This window comes from Streptomyces sp. NPDC058525, assembly GCF_042719495.1.
Classification (GTDB): domain Bacteria; phylum Actinomycetota; class Actinomycetes; order Streptomycetales; family Streptomycetaceae; genus Streptomyces.
On sequence record NZ_JBHXNP010000018.1, the window covers coordinates 1 to 18,841 of the forward strand.

Here is an 18,841-nt window from a genome sequence, read left to right on the forward strand (position 1 = left end):
CCGCCGGAGGGTGCGCCGCCGGAGGGTGCGCCGCCGGAGGGTGCGCCGCCGGAGGGTGCGCCGCCGGACGCCGCGCCACCGGAGGGTGCGCCGCCGGACGCCGCGCCGCCGGAGGGCGCCGCGTCCGACGGCGTCGGGCCGTCCGAGGGCGTCGGGTCCGGGGGCGTTGTGCGCCCTCCGGTCGCGGCGTCCGGCACGGCGGCGCGCCGACGCAGCCTGTCCCGCCATGCCATGTGCTCAACCGCCTTCGTTCACACGGGTGTTGATACGAGCTATCTCGGTGACCCACTCCTGTCGCTCGCCGTGGGTCAGGTCGAGGATCTCGTCGCGTTGCCAGTGGAAGTGGTAGGCGATGTACGCGATCTCCTCCCTGAGCCGGGGGAGGGCGTACGTCACGATTCCCCCAGGCGCCCACCGGAGAGGTCGACCTCGAAGCCGCCTTCGCAGTGCGGGCAGGTGACGGCCGCACGGGTGTGGCCCTCGCTGTTGACGCGCCGGTAGAAGTCCTGGAGGAACGCGACGTCGGTCGCGTACATCCGCTCCACCACCCCGGCGTGCACGTCGGTGATCGTGCCCAGCCGGGTGATCACCTGGCTGAGCAGGACCACGCTCAGGTACGCCGGGTTCTCCTTGACCCGCAGGTCGATCTGCGGGCGCAGCTCGTCGCGGGCGGTGGCCAGGCGCATCGAGCCGTGCCGGTGCACGGTGCCCGCCTCGTCCACGTACCCGCGCGGCAGCTCGAACTCGAACTCGGTGCGCAGCCCGTGGTCCTCGCGCGAAGCCGAAGCCGAGGCCGAGGCCGAAGCCGAAGCCGGAGCGGCGGCGGCCGGGGGTACCGCCGCCTGCTCCGGGGTCTGGGTGGGCGCCGTGACCTGGAGGATCTCCTCCAGGCTGCCCGCGGTGACCGTACGGCGCCTCATTCGACGATGATCTCCTCGAACACGATGGTCACGGACTCGGTGGCCGCGGCGGACTCGCCCGCCTTGAGGGAGGGGCCCTCCCACTTGGAGGCCCAGCCCTGCATCAGCTGGATGCGGCGCACGGTGGCGCCCGTGGAGTCCTTGATCTCGATGGTGAGGTTCTGCCGAGCGGTGTCGACGGCCCCGTTGTTCAGGGTCTCCTTGATCCACTTGGTGAACTCGCTGCTCTTGTCGAGTCCCCGGGTGATCGTGACCTCGCCCGCCTGGCGCGCGCCGGGCTGCTTGCGGATGATCTGCTTGCCCTCCGCGCTGACCTGGCGGACCTCGACGACCTCTTCCTCGACGGTCAGCCCGCTGATCTCCTGGATCGATTCGACCAGGTAGCCGCCGAGCTGTACGCCGAAGATATGGGTGGAAAGAGCATCGCCCTCTGCCATGACTGTCCTTCACCTTTCCTTGCTGCTGCCCCGGAGGGTCACTCGTCGACGAGACTGGTGCTGTCGGAGAACTGGGCCAGCCGGAACACCACGAACTCGGCGGGCTTGACCGGCGAGACGCCGATCTCGCAGACCACGCGGCCCTGGTCGATCGACTCCTGCGGGTTGTTGTCCCGGTCGCACTTGACGTAGAACGCCTCCGCCGCCGTGCGGCCGAACAGCGCGCCGCGGCGCCACTCCTCGGTGAGGAACGCGGTGACGTTGCGCCGGATGCTCGACCAGAGCCGGTCGTCGTTCGGCTCGAAGACCACCCACTGGGTGCCCAGGAGGATGGACTCCTCCAGGTAGTTGAAGAGGCGGCGCACGTTCAGGTAGCGCCAGGCCGGGTCGGAGGACAGGGTGCGGGCGCCCCAGATCCGGATGCCCCGGCCGGGGAAGGCCCGTACGCAGTTGACGCCGATCGGGTTGAGCAGGTCCTGCTCGCCCTTGCTCAGGCGCAGCTCCAGGTCGACCGCGCCGCGGATGACCTCGTTGGCGGGGGCCTTGTGCACGCCGCGCTCGGCGTCGCTGCGCGCCCACACGCCGGCGATGTGGCCGCTCGGCGGGACGGTGGTGTTGCGGCCGGCGGCCGGGTCGAAGACCCGCACCCACGGGTAGTAGAGGGTGGCGTAGCGCGAGTCGTAACCGGCCTCGTCGTTGCGCCAGTTGCGGACCTGCTGCGCGGACAGCCCGGGCGGGGTGTCCAGGACGGCCACGCGGTCGCCCATCTGCTCGCAGTGCGAGATCACCGCGAGCTGCACGGTGCGGACGCCCTCGGAGTCGATGTCGCCGCGCTGGTAGGCGCTCATCAGGTCCGGCACCGCGACCATGGTGATCTCGTCGATGGTCTCCAGGCCGGCGAACCCGGTGCGGGCGGCCGCGTCGCCGACGTACTCCGCCGGGTCGAGGCGGGCCACGCCGCCCTGGCCGGTGGTGGCGGGTGCGGCGGGGGCGTCGGCCAGGGCCACGGTCTGGACGGCGGGCCGGGTCTGGGTGGCGCCGCGCTGCTCGGTGACCTCGATCAGCTTCGAGGCGCGGGCCTGGGTGACGAGGTAGCCCTTGACGTTCTTCCGGGCGGACACCTCGTAGCTCTCGGCGACCTGCTCGCCCTGGCGGACCAGGAGCTTGAAGCGGTCCTCGGGCGGGTTCTCGCCGTCCGCGGCGGCGATCTCCACGGAGACGCCGGTGACGCCGGGCCGGGCCGAGAGCAGGAAGCCGCCGAGCTCGGCCGGCTCCACCGCGCGGGTCTGGGGGCGTCCGCCGGCGGCGGCCGGGGCGGAGGCGTCCTGGGCCGATCCGCCGATGCGGACGACGTACGCGGCGCCGCCGCCGTTGGCGAAGTACCCGTAGACGGCGTGGGCCAGGTAGGTGCCCTCGGTGAAGCCGCCGAAGTGCTGGTGGTACTGGTCCCAGCTGGTGACGAGGGTGGGCTCGTGGAACGGGCCGCTCTGGGCGAACCCGACGAACGCGGCGACGGCGGTGCCGACCCCTTCGATCGGGCGAGCACCGGACTGCACCTCCTCCACGTACACGCCCGGGGTGAGGTACGTCGGCATGCTCGCTCCTTCGCTCTTGCGTTCACGTTCTTCCGTGATCAGGTCTGTCCACAGCCTTTCCGGCTGCCGCCGCCGCCGGCAGAGACGTACGGACCTGGGCGGGGGCAAGTGCGCTGCCCTCGTGGTCGCCGCCGCCGGACCTGCCAGGCAGCGGGCCCGGCCGGTCCGGCGCCGCCCGGCTCAGAGGTGTGTGACCTGGTCCACGTACGGTCCGAACTCGCCCTCCAGGAGCAGCCGTCCGAGCTTGCGGTACTCCTGGGCGACGGCCTTCACCACCTGGGGCATGGTCAGCGGCTCACCCGCGGCGGCCGCGAAGTAGGCGGCGGTGACCGCGCAGGCTCGGATCGATCCCCCGGCGAGCTCGAACCGGTCGGCGCAGAAGGCGAGATCGAGGTCGCCGGCCCGGGGCAGCAGGTCGCCCAGGCAGCGCTCCCACAGGGCGAGCCGCTGGGCCGCGTCGGGCACCGGGAAGTCGGCGACCACGTCCAGGCGGCGGGTGAACGCCTCGTCGAGGTTGGCCCGCAGGTTGGTGGTCAGGATGGCGATGCCGTCGAAGGACTCCATCCGCTGGAGCAGATAGGCCGACTCCATGTTGGCGTGCTTGTCGTGGGAGTCCTTGACCTCCGAGCGCTTGCCGAAGATCGCGTCGGCCTCGTCGAACAGCAGCACCGCGTTGACGGCCGAGGCCTCGGTGAAGATCCGCTCCAGGTTCTTCTCGGTCTCGCCGACGTACTTGTCGACGACCGTGGACAGGTCCACGACGTACAGGTCCATGCCCAGGTCGGCCGCGACGACCTCGGCGGACATGGTCTTGCCGGTGCCGGAGGACCCCGCGAACAGGGCGATCACCCCGCGCCCGCGCCCGCCGCCGGGCCGCATGCCCCACTGGCCGAGCACCTGGTCGCGGTGGCGGGCGCGGACGGCGAGTTCGCGCAGGCTGCGGTGGGTGGGGGCGGGCAGCACCAGGTCGTCCCAGCCCACCGCGGGCTCCACCCGGCGGGCGAGCCGGGCGAGCCCCGCGCCGTTCTGGGCCCGTACGGCGGTGCGCAGGTCCTCGGGGGAGACCGGGCGGCCGTCGAGCGCGGCCGTGCGGACGGCGGTGCCGGCGGCGCGGCGCAGCTGGCCCGCGTCGAGCCGGTGCGCGGACACGGACCGGGCGAGGGCGTCGACGTCGCCGGGCCCGGCCCCGTCCCCGGCCCCCGTCCCGGCCCCGCCGCCCGAGGCGCCGTGGCCGTCGGCGGCCCGTTCCAGCGCGAGGCGCCAGCGGATGACGTGCCGGTCGGGGGCCGGGGCCGCCACCGTGAGGGTGACGGGGGTGTCGGCCGCCCAGGCCGGCTCCCAGCCGCTCGTTCCGTACGTGAACAGGGGGATGCCGCGCAGTTCCGTGCACAGCGTGCGCAGGACGCGGGCCCGCTCATCGGGTTTGTCGGGCAGCTCCTCCACCGGCCCGAGCAGTACGCCGGCTCCCGTGAGGCGGGCCTCGCGGGCGGTGGCGCGGGCCAGTTCGGGCACGGCGCGGGCGTGGTGGGCGAGCGCGGCGGCGTCCAGGGCGAGGGGGGCGGGCCCGTTCGCGCGCAGGGCGGCCGCGGCCAGGCCGACCGGGTCGCCGCCGCGGGTCCGCAGGTGGACGTGGCCGGTGCCGCTGCCTGCGGCGGCGACGGCCCGGTGCAGCTCGGCCGGGTCGACGGCCGGATCCTCGGTGGCCTCGCCGAGTACGTCGGCCAGCCGCGGGTCGGGCGAGGTGCCGCCGAGCAGGTGGGCGGTGACCCGGTCGGGGACGGCCAGCACCCGGGACAGGGGCGGCCGTTCGGGCTCGGTCACCTCGAGCAGCCCGCCCGCGACGAGCGGGGCGGTGGGGGAGAGCCGGAACCGCGCGGCCGCGGAGCCGGTGCGGCCGCACAGTTCGAGGGCGAGGCCGACGGTGGGCCGGCGGCGGGTCAGGTCGTCGTTGAGGTAGCCGTAGAGCTGCTCGAAGCGGGCGTCGAGGTCCGGGGCCAGGGTGATCAGCAGCAGGTCGAGGTCGATCGGGGCCAGCGCGAAGCGCGCGGCGAGGACCTCGAGCGGCGAGCCGGGCGGCGGGTCGGCGGGGTCGGCCGGGTCGGCCGCGGCGGGCGGGTGCGGGCCGTGGCCGTGCGGTGCGTCCAGGATGCGCGCGGCCGCCTCGGGGGTGAGGTACTGGCCCCGGTAGGGGTCGTCGGGATCGGGATCGACGGCGCGCCGGGCCGCCACGGCCCGCCGCACCCGCCCCTCGACGACCCGAAGCCGCTCCCAGAGGTACGGGACGGGGGTCTCGGCCGGGGCCGAGGCCGGGGCTTGCGCCGAGTCCGAGGCCTGCGCCGGAGCCGGAGCCGAGGCCGGTGCCTGCGCCGGGGCCGGGGTCGGTGCCTGCGCCGCGAGTTGGGCCGGCTCCGGGGCCTGGGTCGCGGTCTCGACCTGTGCCGGCGCCGGGAGCTGGGCCGGAGCCGCAGCCGTCGCAGCCGCCGGGGCCGTCGGGGCCTGCGTCGGGGCCGTCGGGTTGAGGGTGTGGGTCATGGCTGGCGTTCTCCTCGGCGGCGGCGCGCGGGGGCGTTCGGCCGTTGCCGGGGGCCGCTGAAGCCCTCCGGGCCCGGTTCGCCCAGCTCGGCGTAGCGCAGCCGGCGCGCGTTCTCGGTCCCGTCCGGCTCGGCCCGCGGCACGGACCGTACGACGAGCCCCTCGGTGACCGGCGGGGACGCGACGCTGCCGATGCCGGCCAGCGGGGCCTTCACGCGCAGCCCCAGGGACGGCTTCAGCTCGCCGCCCAGCGCCGACCACACGTCGGAGGCGGCCGGCGCGTCCATGCCGGTGCCGCCCGCGTCCACGTCCACGAGCAGGCCGAGTTCGGCGAGCGTGCCGACCAGCAGGTGCTGGGGCAGCGTGTCGGTGGACACGAGGCGGGCCAGCACCTGGGAGAGCAGCCGGTGCTCGTCCTGCGGCCGGCTCGCCCACGCGGTGACCAGGTACGTCAGGTCGAACCAGCGGGGCGGGGTGCGGCGCGCGACGACGAACCCGTCCGCGTCGTACACCTCGCCCGCGCCGCTGCCGCGCCGGGTGTGGTCCTCGCGGATGTCGTACAGGAACACGCAGACGGTGGGCGCGCTGCGGCGCGCCGCCCAGTCACGCGTCGGCGCGTCGAAGACCACCTCGACGCCCGACGCCTCCAGGCCGGACTCCGCCAGCAGCCGGCGCAGTGCCTCGTCGACCTCGTGGATCACCGGCGGGTCACCTCGTCCGGCGGCTGGACCGTACCGCTGACCACGAGGAAGTCGGTCTGCACCGGCGAGAAGCCGGGTCCGCTCGCGGTGATGGTCCGGGGTCCGGTCTGGTCCTTGGCGAGGATGAGCAGCTGGCCGATGAACGTGCCGTCGGGCAGCGGGACGGTCGGCGCGGCCGCCGCCGTGATGCCCGGCTTCCACGCGAACCGCACCGGCGCGCCGGGCGGGAAGTCCTCGCCGCGCACCGAGGTGACGAAGCCGGGCTTGCCGATCGGCGGCACGGCGACGATGCGCGGCTGGAGGATGCGCAGCTGCTGCTCGGCGGTGTTGTCGCCGGGGTCGGCGTCGGTGCCGGTGGTGGTGAGGTTGCCGGTCACCCGGCCGGTGAGGGCCTTGTCGGGGCTCAGGACGACCTGGAGGACGGTCCGGGCGCCCGGTGCCAGGTCCGGCAGGGCGCACAGCCAGCTCTGGTCGCAGCCCGGCGGCGGCCCGCCGTTGGGGATGCCCGCGGGCAGGCCGATGCGCAGCCGCAGGCCGGTGGCCAGGGCGCCCTGGCCGTTGACGACGGTGTAGGTGACGACGACGCGGCCGCCCACGTAGCCGGGATTGGGCTGCGCCGTGACGCGTACGCCGGGACCGGCCGGCGGCGCCGGCGGCTCGGGCTGCGGCGTGGGCTTCGGGACCGGCGGGGCGGGGGTCGGGGTCGGCGGGGCGGGGGTGGGCGTCGGGGGTACGGGCGCCTCGCGGACCGGTACGACGGTCCGGTCGGTGTTGTCGCTGGGGCGGGGGTCGAGCACGGTGCCGGTGACCGACCAGGCGATGGGCTGGTCGCCGGGGGTGAGGCCGGTGAGGGTGACGGTCACCGGGACGGTGGTGCCGGGGCGCACGACGCCCAGGGTGCAGGTCAGCGCGGCCGCGTCGCAGGTGGCGCCGGGTGCGGTGAGCCCGGTGACGCCGACCCCGAGCGGGGGCGCGATGGTCAGCCGGGTCCCGGGCGAGGCCGCCGGTCCGTGGTTGACGACGTCGACCCGCAGGGTGGTGGAGCCGCCGACGGTGACCGGTGCGGCCTTGTCCGGTGCCCGGACGGCGAGGTCCACGGACTGCTGCACGCTCGGTTCCTTCTGGCGGCCCGGCAGGCCGGTGACGAGCAGGTTGTGGGCGCCGGTGGCGACGTCCACGAGCTTCAGCTTCTCCGGGCTGTTGGCGGCCCGGGCGCCGCGGGCGCTGAGCACCAGGCTCTTGCCGTCGGCGGTCCAGGCGGCGTCGCGGGGCTGGAACGGCCCCTTGCCGGTGGGTTCGGGCAGTTCCCGGCCGCAGGCGCCCGGCACGTCGCGGGCGGCGTCGGGCAGCAGGACCCGGCAGGCGCCGCCCGTCGCGGAGGCGAGCAGGATGCCGCTGCGCTCGTCGACGCGGCCGCCGCCGTTCTTGCGGTTGAAGGCGATGGTGGCGCCGTCGGGGGAGAAGGCCGGGCTGTCGTCGATGACTTCGCAGGCGCCGAAGCAGACGCCGGCGCTCAGGTCGCGCTGCTGGTCCAGGCGGTCCACGGGCACGGTCCAGACGTGCTTGTTGCCGCCGTGGCCGTTGATGACGAGGTTGCGGGTGAAGGCCAGTGTGGTGCCGTCGGAGGACCAGGTGGGCTGGGCGTCGCCGCCCCGCGGCTGGCCGGCGGGCGGGGTGATCTCGCCGCGGAGCGCGCCGGTGGCGGCGTCCGCGATCAGGATGCGCGAGGGGCCGGCGGCGTCGCCGACGCCGCCGGGCGAGGTCCGGGTGAAGGCCAGGGACTTGCCGTCGGGGGAGAACGTCGGGTCGGTGTCCCAGTCCTTGGGGCCGCGGCCGGCGAGCGGCAGGGGCGCCGGGCGCGAACCGTCGGCGTCCACCATCCAGATCCGTTCGATCCGCCCGTCGGGGGTGTCCTCGAAGCGGGTCACCACGATCCTGCGCCCGTCGGGTGTGTAGTTCTGCCGCTCGGTCCACGGGTCGGACCCGGGGGCGGGCTGGAACAGCGGGTCCTTGGCCGGGTCGGTGTTGGTGTCGGCCGCCGGGTCCTCCTTGAGGATGGTCAGGCCGAGGTCGCGGGGGTCGGAGCCGTCCATCCGGGCGTCCTGGAGGGTCACCACGTGCGGACCGGCCGCCGAGGTCCGCTCGACCACGGTGCCGCCGCCGTTCAGCGGGCCGAGCCAGGTGGGCGAGCCGACCTCGCGGTCCTCGCTGAGCACGAGCTGGGGTGTGTCGGGCGAATGCACGGGCACCCGGAAGACGTGGTCCCAGTCGCCCTTGCATTCACAGGTGCGGTCCGGGCTGAGGAAGAGCAGCCCGTTCCCGTCGGGCAGCCAGGCTGCCCCGTGGGTGCGCCAGCCTGCCTGGGCGCCCGCCAGCAGCGGGCCGCCGCCGCGCCCGTCGGTCCAGCGCAGGCGGGGCCCGGCCGGTCCGGTGGCGGTGTAGGCGATGACGTCGCGGTTCGCCGCGTCGTCCACCGGGTTCCACGCCGGCTCGGTGGCCGTGCCGTTGGCGGGGTCGGAGACGCGGGTGGCGGTCCCGCCCCGCAGGGCGCGTACGTGGACCTGCCGTCCGGCGGCCCTGTCCTCGTCGCTGGAGTACGCCAGACGTCCGCCGTCGGGCGAGAGCGTCGGGTTCTCCTCGTTCGCGGGGGTGTCCGTCAGCCGGGTGAGGCCGGTGCCGTCGGTGCGCACCAGCCACAGGTCGCGCTGGCTGCCGCCGCCGGACGCGGAGGGCGGCGCGGAGTCGAAGACGACCGACCGGCCGTCGGGGGTCAGCTGCGGGTTCGCCGCGTCCATACCGCCGGTCAGGCGGCGTACCGAGCCGTCCGCGGACCGCAGGTAGACCTGCGGGTTCCGCTCGTCGCGGCGGCTGGCGAAGACCAGCCGGTCGCCCCGTGCGGAGGGCTGCAGGTCCTGGTGCGCCGGGCCCTCCCCGAACAGGGGCGTGCTGGACGTGCCGGTCGCCACCCGGCCCAGGCTGCGGTGGCGGGTTCCCGCGTACGCCACCCGGCTGTCGCCGGCGTCGGCCGCGAGGGTGCGTGCCTCGGCGTCGCCGGGGCCGGTCGCCGCCGTCACCGCGAGCAGGGGGATCACCAGCAGCAGAGACGCGCCGACTCTCCCCCAGCGGGGTCGCCGGCCGCCGGATCCACCCGTGCCCATCAGGGTCCACCTCACCGTCGGGTGCAGCATCTACGTATGACCCCGCCACCCTGCGGCCCCGCCGCCGGGTACCGGCAGGGCCGCGGGGCCGGACCCGGGGGAAGCACCGGGTGCGCTTTCGGGCAGTGGTGCGGGTGGTCCGCCCCCGCCGGCGGGTCGCCGGGGCCGCCGTACGGTCAGATCAGCCCGTTGCGCAGGGCGTACCCGACCGCGTGCGTGCGGTTGCGCAGTTGCAGCCGTGTGATGACCTCGTGCAGCACGTTCTTGACGGTCCGTTCGGAGTACGAGGTCTTGCGCGCGATCTCCGCGGTGTCCATGCCCTCCGACACCAGGCGCAGCATGTCCGCCTCGCGCGGGGTCAGGGTGGACAGGGACACCGCGCGCGGGTCGAGGGCCGAGCGCTGGAGGCTGCCGACGTGGTCGAGGAGCTTCGCGAGCAGGTCGCCGGGGAGCACGCCCTCGCCGTTGGCTATCGCCAGGACCAGGCGCAGGAGCCGGTCCTGGTCGGCCTCGGTGCGCCGGAGCACCGCGGTGACCCCGCATTCGATGGCGCGCTGGAGGGCGTCCCCGGATTCGAAGGTGCCGACCACGAGCCCGGTGCGGGTGTCGGAGTTGTGCCGCAGCCGGTACAGCAGGGCGGCGGTCTCGTCGTCCACGGTGTCCACGGTCACGAGCGAGACCTGCGCGGTGTCGGCGTCCGCGTGGTCGACGAGCGCGATCTCCGGCCGCTGGCGCAGCTGGTGGACGACCCCGACGCGCAGGATCGGGTCCGACGCGTACACGGCCACGGTGACCCGTTGGCCGGCGCCGGATGAGGGGGCGGGTCCGTAGTTCTCAGGCTGGGGCATGTGGCGTACCTGTTCCGGGATGCGTATGTCGGGATACGGGAGGGGAGGAATGGTCAACGAGTGCTTCGGGACGAGGAGTTGTGAGGAGCCCGCGGGGGCATCGGGGCTGCCCGGAGCGTTGCCCCCGCGCCCTTGGAAACGGCGGACCGGCCGCCCTAGCGTCGTGGTGTGATATCCCCAGCAGCCTCTTCCAGCCCTGGCGCGCCCGGCCTCGACATCCCGGCGGTGTCGGTGATGCCCGGCGGGACCGCATCCACCAGCCTGACCGTCCGCAACGACAGCGACATCGTCGAGGCGTACCGCCTGGAGGTCGTCGGCGACTGCGCTGCGTGGACCACGGTGGAACCCGAGCGCCTCTCCCTCTATCCGGGCACCTCGGAAACGGTGACGATCCGCCTGGACCCGCCGCGTTCCTCGCAGGTGCGGGCGGGCGACATGCCGCTCGCCGTGGGCGTGCTGCCCACCGAGCAGCCCGAGTCGGTGCGGGTCCCCGAGACGACCGTGCACATCGAGGAGTTCCGGGAGCTCCGGGCAGAGAGCGCTCCCAAACGCCGCCGCGGCTGGCTGCGCGGGCGCTATCGACTGGCCGTGCGCAACGAGGGCAACGCCCCCGTACGGCTCGGATTCACGCCCGCGCAGCCGGGCGAGGAGCTGAAGTTCGACTTCGCCCCCGCGGCCCTGAAGCTGGAGCCGGGCGAGTCGGCGGAGGTGGTGCTGAAGGTCCGCGCCGGCACGCCGGTGTGGTTCGGGGCCCCGGTGGCCTGGCCGTTCACCGTCGAGGTGGCCGAGGCCGCCGAAGGCGACGGCGAGGCTGCTGCGGACCGGGCGGAGCGCGCCGAGCGGGCCGAGCCGGACCCCGTACGGGCCCCGCTGGAGGTGGAGTTCGTCCAGATCCCGATCTTCCCGACCTGGCTGCTCGCGCTCCTGGCCGCGCTGCTCGCGCTGCTGCTCGCCTGGTTCATGCTGGTGCGCCCCGCCGTGCGCAGCACCGCCAAGGAGGCCGCCGACCAGGCCGTCCAGAACCGGCCGACGCCCGCCGCGGACGCCGCCGGGCAGACCCCGGGCGCCGGCGGCGGCGCCCAGCCGGGCGGCGGGGGCAAGAGCCCCCAGCCCGGGACGGGCGGCGGCGGTGCGGGTGCCGGGGCGGGAGCCGGTGCCGGGTCCGGTGGGGGCGGCGGGGGCCAGCAGAGCTCGGCCACCATCGACCTGCAGACCGCGGGCGGGCAGACCAACACCGGTGCCTACACGGTGCCCGCGGGCAAGGCGTTCGGGATCACGGACATCGTCGTCGCCAACTTCCAGGGTGACGAGGGGGTGGTGACCATCAGCTTCGGCGACCGCAAGATCACGACGATCGCGCTGGAGACGTTCCGCAACCAGGACTACCACTGGGTCACCCCCATCAGCATCACCGAGAGTCAGACTGTGACCGTCCAGGTGACCTGTGCGAAGCCGGGCACCCCTGCCACCGGTCGTCAGGCGCAGGAATGCCACGAGGTGCTCAACGTGAGCGGTGTACTCAGCGACCTCAGGTGACCCGAGCGGAACAGACATACTCGGTCAGGTAGGGCGCGAGGACAAAGGGCGCCTCTCCCGTTCCGTCCGGAAACCGGTACTCGATATCCGGACAGATGTCCGTTCTTCGGCCATTCGTTCTCATTCCAGCGGCCCCGGAGCAGTGAACTCGGGGCCGCTGGATGCCAGTTGGTCGTGCCGAAAAGTTGGCTTGATCGCGACTAGGTCGGGAGCTCCGGTCAGTGCGTGGCCGGCGCCGTCACCTGCTCGCCGGAGGCCAGGACCACCGTGGCTCCGCTCAGGTCGACCGTGTTCGGCAGCATCGCCTGGGGCCGCAGCAGGTCCTTGAGCAGGAAGCGCATCAGATCGGCGCCGGACATCGCCTTGAGCCGGTCCGCGAGCTGCGGGTTGACCTCTCCGAGGCGCTGGATCTCCACGATGGCCCGCTCCACCAGGCCCGGCACGATGTCCCGGCCCATCAGGGTGTTGGAGCGCAGCCGCTCGGAGTGGACCTGCTCCTGGTCGCCGCCGCCGTAGGTCATGGTGCTGTGCGGGTCCGACAGCGCCTGGGTGGTGGCGAACATGATCTGGCGCCGGCGGTCCGGGTCCGACTCGTTGCCCATCGCCTCCGTGACCTTCTCCATGTCCAGCGCGTCGGCGCCCGCCGCCGCCCCGATGTCGAACTTGCGCACCGGCAGGTCGAATCCGGGCGAGAAGGTCTCCTCGCGGGTGCCCAGCCGGCTCTGCGTCTGCGCCGGGTCCTCGGGCTTGGCGCGGACGGTGGGGTACTCGCGCTGCGCGAAGTCGCTGAGCATCAGCCAGCCCTGGCTCATCAGGGGGGACCTGGTGAGGGGGATCTGGATGCGGGCGGGCTCCTCGCCGCCGAACCGCGTCTCGCGGAACGGGCTGTTCTCCACCTCCAGGAAGAAGAACACGAAGCCCTCGTTGGCCAGCACGTGCTTGTCGTACGCCTCCGAGTTGTTCGGCGCGTCCGGGTTCGCCTTGATCAGCTCGGTCTTGGACTTCATCTGCCCCTGGGAGAGCATCGCCTCGGCCCGGGACTTGCCGGTGTAGTGGCACAGCACGCTCCGGTCGAGCGCGGACGACAGCTTGGTGCGGACGTCGGCGACCCAGTTCCGGTCGCCCTTGCCCCCGTTGATCTCCTTGGCCATGCCCGCCCGGTTGAGCTCCGACAGCTCGCGGAAGTAGCTCGCCCCGTGCATCTGGAACGCGGCGGCGCTGTCGGCCCACTGCTCCTGCTGCCACAGCATGCCGTTCTGCGTCATCGCCTCGAACGGCGGCCGCGCCCCGTCGGGGAACTCGTTGTCGCGGACGAGCTGGTCGTTCACCAGCACCAGCTCGTCCTTGATGACCTTGAGTGCGGCCGACAGCCAGGGCTTGACGGCCGCGGCCGCGTCCTCCTCGGCCGGGGCGAACTCCTGCGTGAGGTCCGTCAGCGCCATCATGCAGTGCATCGGGTCGCGGTTGGTGTCGGCGTCGTACGCGGCGATGCCCGCCCGCACCCGCGCCACCAGGTCCTCCGACGGCGCCGGCATCGCACGGGTCTTCGCCATGAACCGGCCGAACAGGTTGCCCCGCGGCGGGTCGGCCGGCAGCGAGGTGCCGAGCTCCTCGGGCCCCTTGCGCTGGACGACGGCCCGCCCGCCGGACGCGTGCGCGTGCGCGCCGTGCTCCGCGCAGGCCGAGCGCTGCACGTCGGGCGCGGGCCCCGCCATCACCCGGCTCGCGTTGGCCTCGGCCTCCCGCTCGAAGCGGTCGCCGGGATCGCTGACCCGCAGCCCGTGGCCCGTGTCCGTGCCCGAGACGGGCCCCTGCCGCTGCTGGATGACGTGGGTCAGCTCGTGGGCGAGGGTGTGCTTGTCCTTCCCGCCGTCCGTGACCACCACATGGCTGCCCGAGGTGTACGCCCGGGCGCCGATCTCGGCCGCGGAACGCTGGGCGAGGGGATCGGAGTGGACCCGTACGTCGGAGAAGTCGGCGCCGAGCCGGCTCTCCATCTCCTCGCGCAGGGGCGCGTCGAGGGGCCGCCCGGGCGTGCGCAGCACCTGGTGCGCCGTCGCCCGCTGGACCGCCGCGTCCTCGTGCCCGGGGCCGGCGCCGTGGCCCGCCGCGAGCATGCGCGTCACCGCCGCGTTGCCGACGGACCGCTGGAGCGCCGGCAGCGAGGCCGACGCGGGAGCGGCGGGGGCCCGCTCCTCACCGGGACGTGCCGGCCGGACCTGGGCCGGGCCCTCCTTGGCGGCATCGGCCGATGCCTTGTCGCGGGCGGGGATACGCATGGGCCGTGCCTCTCGTCGGATGCTGCGGAACGCACCCTGCTTACCTGCGGAACCGGCCCTTCCGGCATGCCCCTTCGGCCATATCCGGGGGAAGACCGCACCGCCGCGCGGGCTGCTGCGGGCCCGCGGCCACCGGGACCTATGGTTACAAAGTAACCGAGCAGTAACTTAGGGGGAGAAGCATGTTGTTCGGAGTGAGCCCGTGTCCGTGAAAGCACGCCGGGCCCTGTTCCTGTTGTTACCGGCGTGCGCTGCCGCCGTCGACATCGCCGCCCAGCTGGAGTGGGTGTACGCCGACGGTCACGCATCCTGGGAACCGTTGTGGGCGACGGTGGTCCTGGGCGCGATGCCCGTGGTCGTACTGGGCCGTCGCCGATGGCCGATCGCCACGTTCCTCGCCACGCTGCCCGCGATGTACTGGGGCGGCTTCGTCCCCTCCATGATCGCGCTGTACACGGTGGTCGTCATGACCGCCCGTCGCCGGGTGACCGCCGGATGCGCGGGCGTCTTCCTCCTGGGCAGCGGGATCACGCTCAACCCGGAAGACGCCACGTGGGACACCCCCAACGACTACGCGATCCTGATGGTCTTCCTCGGCGAAGCCGTCCTGCCCATCGCGCTGGGCCTGCTCGTCGGCATCCGCGAGCAGCTCACCGGACGCATCGACGAACTCGCCGCGGCGCACGCCCGCGCCGAACCGCTGCTGGCCGAGCGGCTGCTGGCGGCCGAACGCGCGCGTCTCGCCCGCGAGATGCACGACGTAGTCGCGCATCAGGTGAGTCTGATCAGCGTCGAGGCCGCCGCCCTGCAGATGACCACCTCCGACCCCGCCGTACGGGACGCCGCCCGCGCCGTGCGCACCATGGCCGCCCGCACCCTGGACGAGCTGCGCCAGGTCGTCGGGGTGCTGCGGGTCGGCGGCGGCCGCGCCGATGCCTCCGCGCCCCGGCCCCGGCTGTCCGATCTGCCGCAGCTCATCCGCGACTGCCGGCTCGAGGTCGAGGCGCACATCGACCCGCGCCTCCTGCGGCCGGCCTCCGAATGCCCGAGCCGGTGGCCCGACCCGGTGCAGCACGCGGTGTACCGGACGGTCCAGGAAGCGCTGACCAACGTACGCAAGCACGCGCCGGGCGCGGCCGTGGGCGTGCGGCTCCACGAGGCCGACGGCTACCTGCGCCTGCGGGTCCACAACGGCCCGCCCGGACCCGCCGGTTCGAGCCGGGACCCGCAGCCGGGCCCGTACCCGAATCCCGGCCCGTACCCGGTCGCGGACCTGCCCTCCGGCGGCTTCGGCCTCATCGGGCTGGCGGAACGCGTCCACCTCGTCGGCGGCACCTTCGAGGCCGGCGCCACCGGCGAGGGCGGGCACCTCGTGACCGCCGCCTTTCCGGCCCAGGTGCGCGTCCCCGTGAGCAGCCCCGGCCGACCGGCCACGGCGATGCGCAGGGTGTTTCGGCCCCGGGTGAAACCACTTGGCCGGACGGGCCGGCCAGGTGACGGGTGCCGAAAGGCCAGGTGGCGCCGAAAGCATGGTCCTCGAGCGGGAGGGGCGCCGAGATCCGGTGGGCCGCCCGCGTGAAGCTGCCGCGCGGCGATCCACACCTGCGTGCCGCGGGCAGGGATACACGAGAGAGGCAAGTGAACAGAATGAAGAAGGTACTGGCAGGCGTCGGCGTGGCCCTCGGCGGGGCGGCCCTGCTCATCGCCACCCAGGGTTCGGCGCAGGCCGCAACCGGCCAGGAGGTCGCCACCACGGTCGCGTCCGCCGAGGGCCCGAGCAACGCTCCGGCGGGGCTGGGCTCCTGGGTCGGCAAGGCCGCGGGCAAGGCCTGGGTGCACGGCAAGGCCGCCTGCTCGTCGGTGGCCAACGCCGCCGGAGAGTTCGCGAACATGGTCGGCGGAGTCAGCCCGGCCGGCATCCCCGAGGGCGCGTCCGTCGAGACGGTCTTCGACAAGTGAGAGATCACCGCTTGACCAGGAGGGTGGCACTGCTCGTCGGTGCCGCCCTCCTGGGCCTTCACTTCGCGGCCGCGGCCTTCTCCCAGATGCCGCTCACCCCGATGAAGGTCCGGCACTTCGACACGGTCGCCGCCTATCTGGAGCCGTACTCCGCACAGAACTGGATGCTCTTCGCCCCCGACCCGCTGTCGGAGAACCGGGGCATCCTGGCCCGCGCCCAATGCCGCGACGGCTCGGTCACCCCCTTCCACGACGTGACGTCGAGGTACATCGCGGCGGCGCAGAACAGCCGGTTCTTCCCCTCGCACATGTCGCGGCTGGTGACCGGGAACATGCAGCAGCTCAGCGGTTCCGACCCCGTGCTGGCCCGCCTTCGGGAGACCGAGCGGGCGAAGAAGAAGACCGAACTGCCCCTCATGCCGTACGAGAAGACCTCGCAGGGCGAAGCCCTGCGCTTCGTCTCCCGCTACTCCCTCACCCAGCTGCCCGCCGGCGTCTGTGGCGACGGCGCCCCGCCCGAACAGGTACAGGTCCGCATGTACATCGAGCAGCTCCCGCCCTGGTCGGAGCGGCACAATCCGGCCGCCGAGAGCAAGGTGGACGCCTACGACATGGACTGGCTGAAGACCGGGGACCTCAAGTGAGCCAGACCCGGAAACTCCGGCTGACCGAGCTGCTCGACACGGCCGGAAGCCGTCCCTTCAGCGTCCTCGGCGTCAGCGGCACCCGCCTGCTCCTCGGCTTCGTCGGCTTCATGTACTACGCGAGCCAGTACGGCGACCGCGGTTTCCTCTTCGGCCCGGACGGGGTGTACCCCTGGGCGGAGTTCACCGCGAAGGTCCACGAGGGCGGCACGTTCAGCCTCTACACCCTGAGCAGTTCCACGCTGTGGTTCGAGATCGTCTTCCACGCGGGAATCCTGGCCGCGCTGGCCGTCACCTGCGGTGTCGGCGGACGGCCCGTACTCGCCGTGCACTGGGTCCTGCTCTGGTCGATCTACCAGCGGCAGCCCGTGCTCCTCGACGGCGGGGACAACCTCGCCTACGTCGTCATCCCGATGCTGCTGCTGACGCGCTGCTACGAGCGGCTGTCCTTCCCCACCGGTCTGGCCCGCACCCTCGCCCGGCGCGTCCCCCCGGTCCTGAGGTCGCTGTCCACACCCCTGCACAACCTCGGCGTGCTCGCCGTCGCCGTCCAGATGTGCCTGGTCTACGTGGTCAGCGGGCTCTACAAGGTGCAGGGGCGGATGTGGCAGGACGGCACGGCGCTGTTCTACGTGCTGCGCGTGTCCGAATTCCGACTGCCCGGCGTGTCCGAGCTCGTGTACGGCAACGACTACCTCGTCTTCATCGGCACGTACTCCACCACGCTGTTCCTCGTGTACTTCCCCCTGGGCGTACTCGTCCCACGACTGCGCCCCTGGGCCGCCGTCGTGTCCATCGGCTTCCACGTCTCCATCGGCTTCGTCATGGGCCTGACCGGCTTCGCCCTGACGATGGTGGCGTGCGACCTCGTGTTCCTGAGCGGGGCGCTGGAGACCGCGCTGCACCGGGCCCGCACCGCCCTGCGACGGCGGGAACCCCTCCCGGCCGGGGCCGTCCTGGCCTTCGACGGGGACTGCGGGTTCTGCCAGGCCGCCGTGGACCGGATCACCACCCGGGCCCGGCCCGCGTTGCGCGCCGCGCCCTGGCAGTCGCTTCCGGCCGAGGACACCGACCCGCACGTGGCACGACTGGACCGTGAGGTGCTGCTCCTCGCGGACGGGCGGGTGCTGGCCGGCGGGGCCCAGGCACTGGCGCACTTCGTACGGGACTCGCCCGTCCGCCGGTACCGGCTGGCGTCGGTCCTGCTGCGCGCACCCGGCCTCAGGGCGTGCGCGGCCGTCGGATACCGCTGGGTAGCGGACAACAGGCAGCGCATGCCGGGCAGTTCGAATGCCTGTACATTGCCCAGCTCCAGCAAGCGCACCTGAAAGGGGCCTTCCGTGTTCCGGACGCCCAGCTGCCTCCTCGGCAACGGGGTCGAACCCCGTGTCACCCACGGTCACAGCACCGACGGCTACGTGCAGATCGGATCTCTGACCAAAGTCGTCACGGGCACCGCGCTCATGCGCATGGCCGAGGCCGGCATCCTGAGCGTGGACGATCCGATCGAGCGCTGGCTCGACACCCCGCCCGGCAGCGGCATCACCCTGTTACACCTGGCGGAGCACACCTCCGGTCTGCCCCGCCAGCCCCAGGGCCTGCCGCGCAAGGACCCGTACGGCGGTTTCGGCCAGGCGGCCCTGGACGGGCTGCTCGCCGGTCTCGGCGAGCTGGCCACGGCCCCGCCCGGTGCGTCCGAGGAGTACTCCAACCTCGGGTACGCGCTGCTCGGTTCGGCTCTGTCCGCCGCTGCCGGGGTTCCGTACGAGAAGCTCGTGCACACCCATGTCCTCGAGCCCCTGGGCATCGACGAGATGACGGCGCACCCCCCGGCGGAGCAACGCCTGCTCGCGACGGGCAGCTTGCTGAACCGGCCGCGCAAGCCGTGGGCCATGGACGGCGCCATCCTGCCCGCGGGAGGCCTGTGGGCCACTCCCCGGGCCGCCGCCCGACTCCTCACGGGACTGCTCGTGGACAAGCTCCTCGGGCCGCCCGCCCCGACCTGGAGGAAGACCGGCGCGGTGATCTGGCACAACGGTGCCACCGAAGGGGCCTCGGTCTTCGCGGCCGCGCTCCCCGACGGCCGCTGGACGCTCCTCCACCGGCTCGGAGGGTCCCCCGCCACCACGGACCGGCTGGGCGGTGAGGCCCTCGCGGCCTCCCGGCGCCCGGGACTCTGAGGCCCCGGGCCGGGGCGACGCCATTATGATCTCCGGCGTCGCCCGCCCGGCC

At 73.6% G+C, this 18,841-nt stretch carries 16 protein-coding genes; 6 read left to right on the forward strand and 10 right to left on the reverse strand.

Annotation, left to right across the window (positions count from 1 at the left end; translation table 11 throughout):
- The 9 genes from ACFWP3_RS11790 to ACFWP3_RS11830 form a co-directional block, all read right to left on the reverse strand.
- Positions 1-233: hypothetical protein (locus ACFWP3_RS11790; RefSeq protein WP_384219067.1), on the reverse strand; the 233-nt coding region annotated here is incomplete at its 3' end.
- Between the two features lie 4 nt (positions 234-237).
- Entirely contained in the window at positions 238-396 is a 159-nt protein-coding gene (locus tag ACFWP3_RS11795; protein ID WP_167739575.1) for a DUF6760 family protein, read from the reverse strand.
- Complete coding sequence (locus ACFWP3_RS11800) at positions 393-920, reverse strand: hypothetical protein (protein WP_384219070.1); 528 nt, start codon at positions 918-920, stop codon at positions 393-395. The genes ACFWP3_RS11795 and ACFWP3_RS11800 overlap by 4 nt, the downstream gene beginning before the upstream one ends.
- Positions 917-1,357 carry a phage tail protein gene (locus tag ACFWP3_RS11805; RefSeq protein ID WP_030388073.1) on the reverse strand — a complete coding sequence of 147 codons (441 nt, stop codon included), beginning with the start codon at positions 1,355-1,357 and terminating at the stop codon, positions 917-919. The genes ACFWP3_RS11800 and ACFWP3_RS11805 overlap by 4 nt, the downstream gene beginning before the upstream one ends.
- 38 nt (positions 1,358-1,395) lie before the next feature.
- A complete protein-coding gene (locus tag ACFWP3_RS11810; RefSeq protein WP_384219073.1) occupies positions 1,396-2,952 on the reverse strand; it encodes a phage tail sheath family protein in 1,557 nt (518 codons plus the stop codon).
- Between the two features lie 180 nt (positions 2,953-3,132).
- Positions 3,133-5,484, reverse strand: a complete 2,352-nt coding sequence (locus ACFWP3_RS11815) for an ATP-binding protein (protein ID WP_384219076.1) — start codon at positions 5,482-5,484, stop codon at positions 3,133-3,135.
- A complete protein-coding gene (locus ACFWP3_RS11820; protein ID WP_384219078.1) occupies positions 5,481-6,185 on the reverse strand; it encodes a DUF4255 domain-containing protein in 705 nt (234 codons plus the stop codon). Before ACFWP3_RS11820 ends, ACFWP3_RS11815 begins: the two co-directional genes overlap by 4 nt.
- Positions 6,182-9,343 (reverse strand): hypothetical protein, encoded by a 3,162-nt coding sequence (locus ACFWP3_RS11825; RefSeq protein ID WP_384219081.1) that lies wholly within the window; start codon positions 9,341-9,343, stop codon positions 6,182-6,184. Before ACFWP3_RS11825 ends, ACFWP3_RS11820 begins: the two co-directional genes overlap by 4 nt.
- 176 nt (positions 9,344-9,519) lie before the next feature.
- A complete protein-coding gene (locus tag ACFWP3_RS11830; protein ID WP_384219083.1) occupies positions 9,520-10,191 on the reverse strand; it encodes a LuxR C-terminal-related transcriptional regulator in 672 nt (223 codons plus the stop codon).
- Positions 10,192-10,359: 168 nt separating this feature from the next.
- Between ACFWP3_RS11830 and ACFWP3_RS11835 the strand changes: the two genes are divergently transcribed.
- Positions 10,360-11,727 carry a hydrolytic protein gene (locus ACFWP3_RS11835; protein ID WP_384219086.1) on the forward strand — a complete coding sequence of 456 codons (1,368 nt, stop codon included), beginning with the start codon at positions 10,360-10,362 and terminating at the stop codon, positions 11,725-11,727.
- Between the two features lie 218 nt (positions 11,728-11,945).
- On the opposite strand, the gene ACFWP3_RS11840 is transcribed toward ACFWP3_RS11835, so the two are convergent.
- A complete protein-coding gene (locus ACFWP3_RS11840; RefSeq protein ID WP_384219089.1) occupies positions 11,946-14,006 on the reverse strand; it encodes a DUF4157 domain-containing protein in 2,061 nt (686 codons plus the stop codon).
- Positions 14,007-14,208: 202 nt separating this feature from the next.
- Between ACFWP3_RS11840 and ACFWP3_RS11845 the strand changes: the two genes are divergently transcribed.
- From ACFWP3_RS11845 to ACFWP3_RS11865, 5 genes are all read left to right on the forward strand, one after another.
- Positions 14,209-15,585 (forward strand): sensor histidine kinase, encoded by a 1,377-nt coding sequence (locus tag ACFWP3_RS11845; protein WP_384219091.1) that lies wholly within the window; start codon positions 14,209-14,211, stop codon positions 15,583-15,585.
- Positions 15,586-15,653: 68 nt separating this feature from the next.
- Positions 15,654-15,965 carry a hypothetical protein gene (locus tag ACFWP3_RS11850; RefSeq protein WP_384219094.1) on the forward strand — a complete coding sequence of 104 codons (312 nt, stop codon included), beginning with the start codon at positions 15,654-15,656 and terminating at the stop codon, positions 15,963-15,965.
- 11 nt (positions 15,966-15,976) lie between these two features.
- A complete protein-coding gene (locus ACFWP3_RS11855) occupies positions 15,977-16,609 on the forward strand; it encodes a DUF5819 family protein (protein WP_384219096.1) in 633 nt (210 codons plus the stop codon).
- Positions 16,606-17,937 (forward strand): DCC1-like thiol-disulfide oxidoreductase family protein, encoded by a 1,332-nt coding sequence (locus ACFWP3_RS11860; RefSeq protein ID WP_384219099.1) that lies wholly within the window; start codon positions 16,606-16,608, stop codon positions 17,935-17,937. The genes ACFWP3_RS11855 and ACFWP3_RS11860 overlap by 4 nt, the downstream gene beginning before the upstream one ends.
- 12 nt (positions 17,938-17,949) lie before the next feature.
- Complete coding sequence (locus ACFWP3_RS11865) at positions 17,950-18,789, forward strand: serine hydrolase domain-containing protein (protein ID WP_384219102.1); 840 nt, start codon at positions 17,950-17,952, stop codon at positions 18,787-18,789.
- Positions 18,790-18,841: the final 52 nt, after the last annotated feature.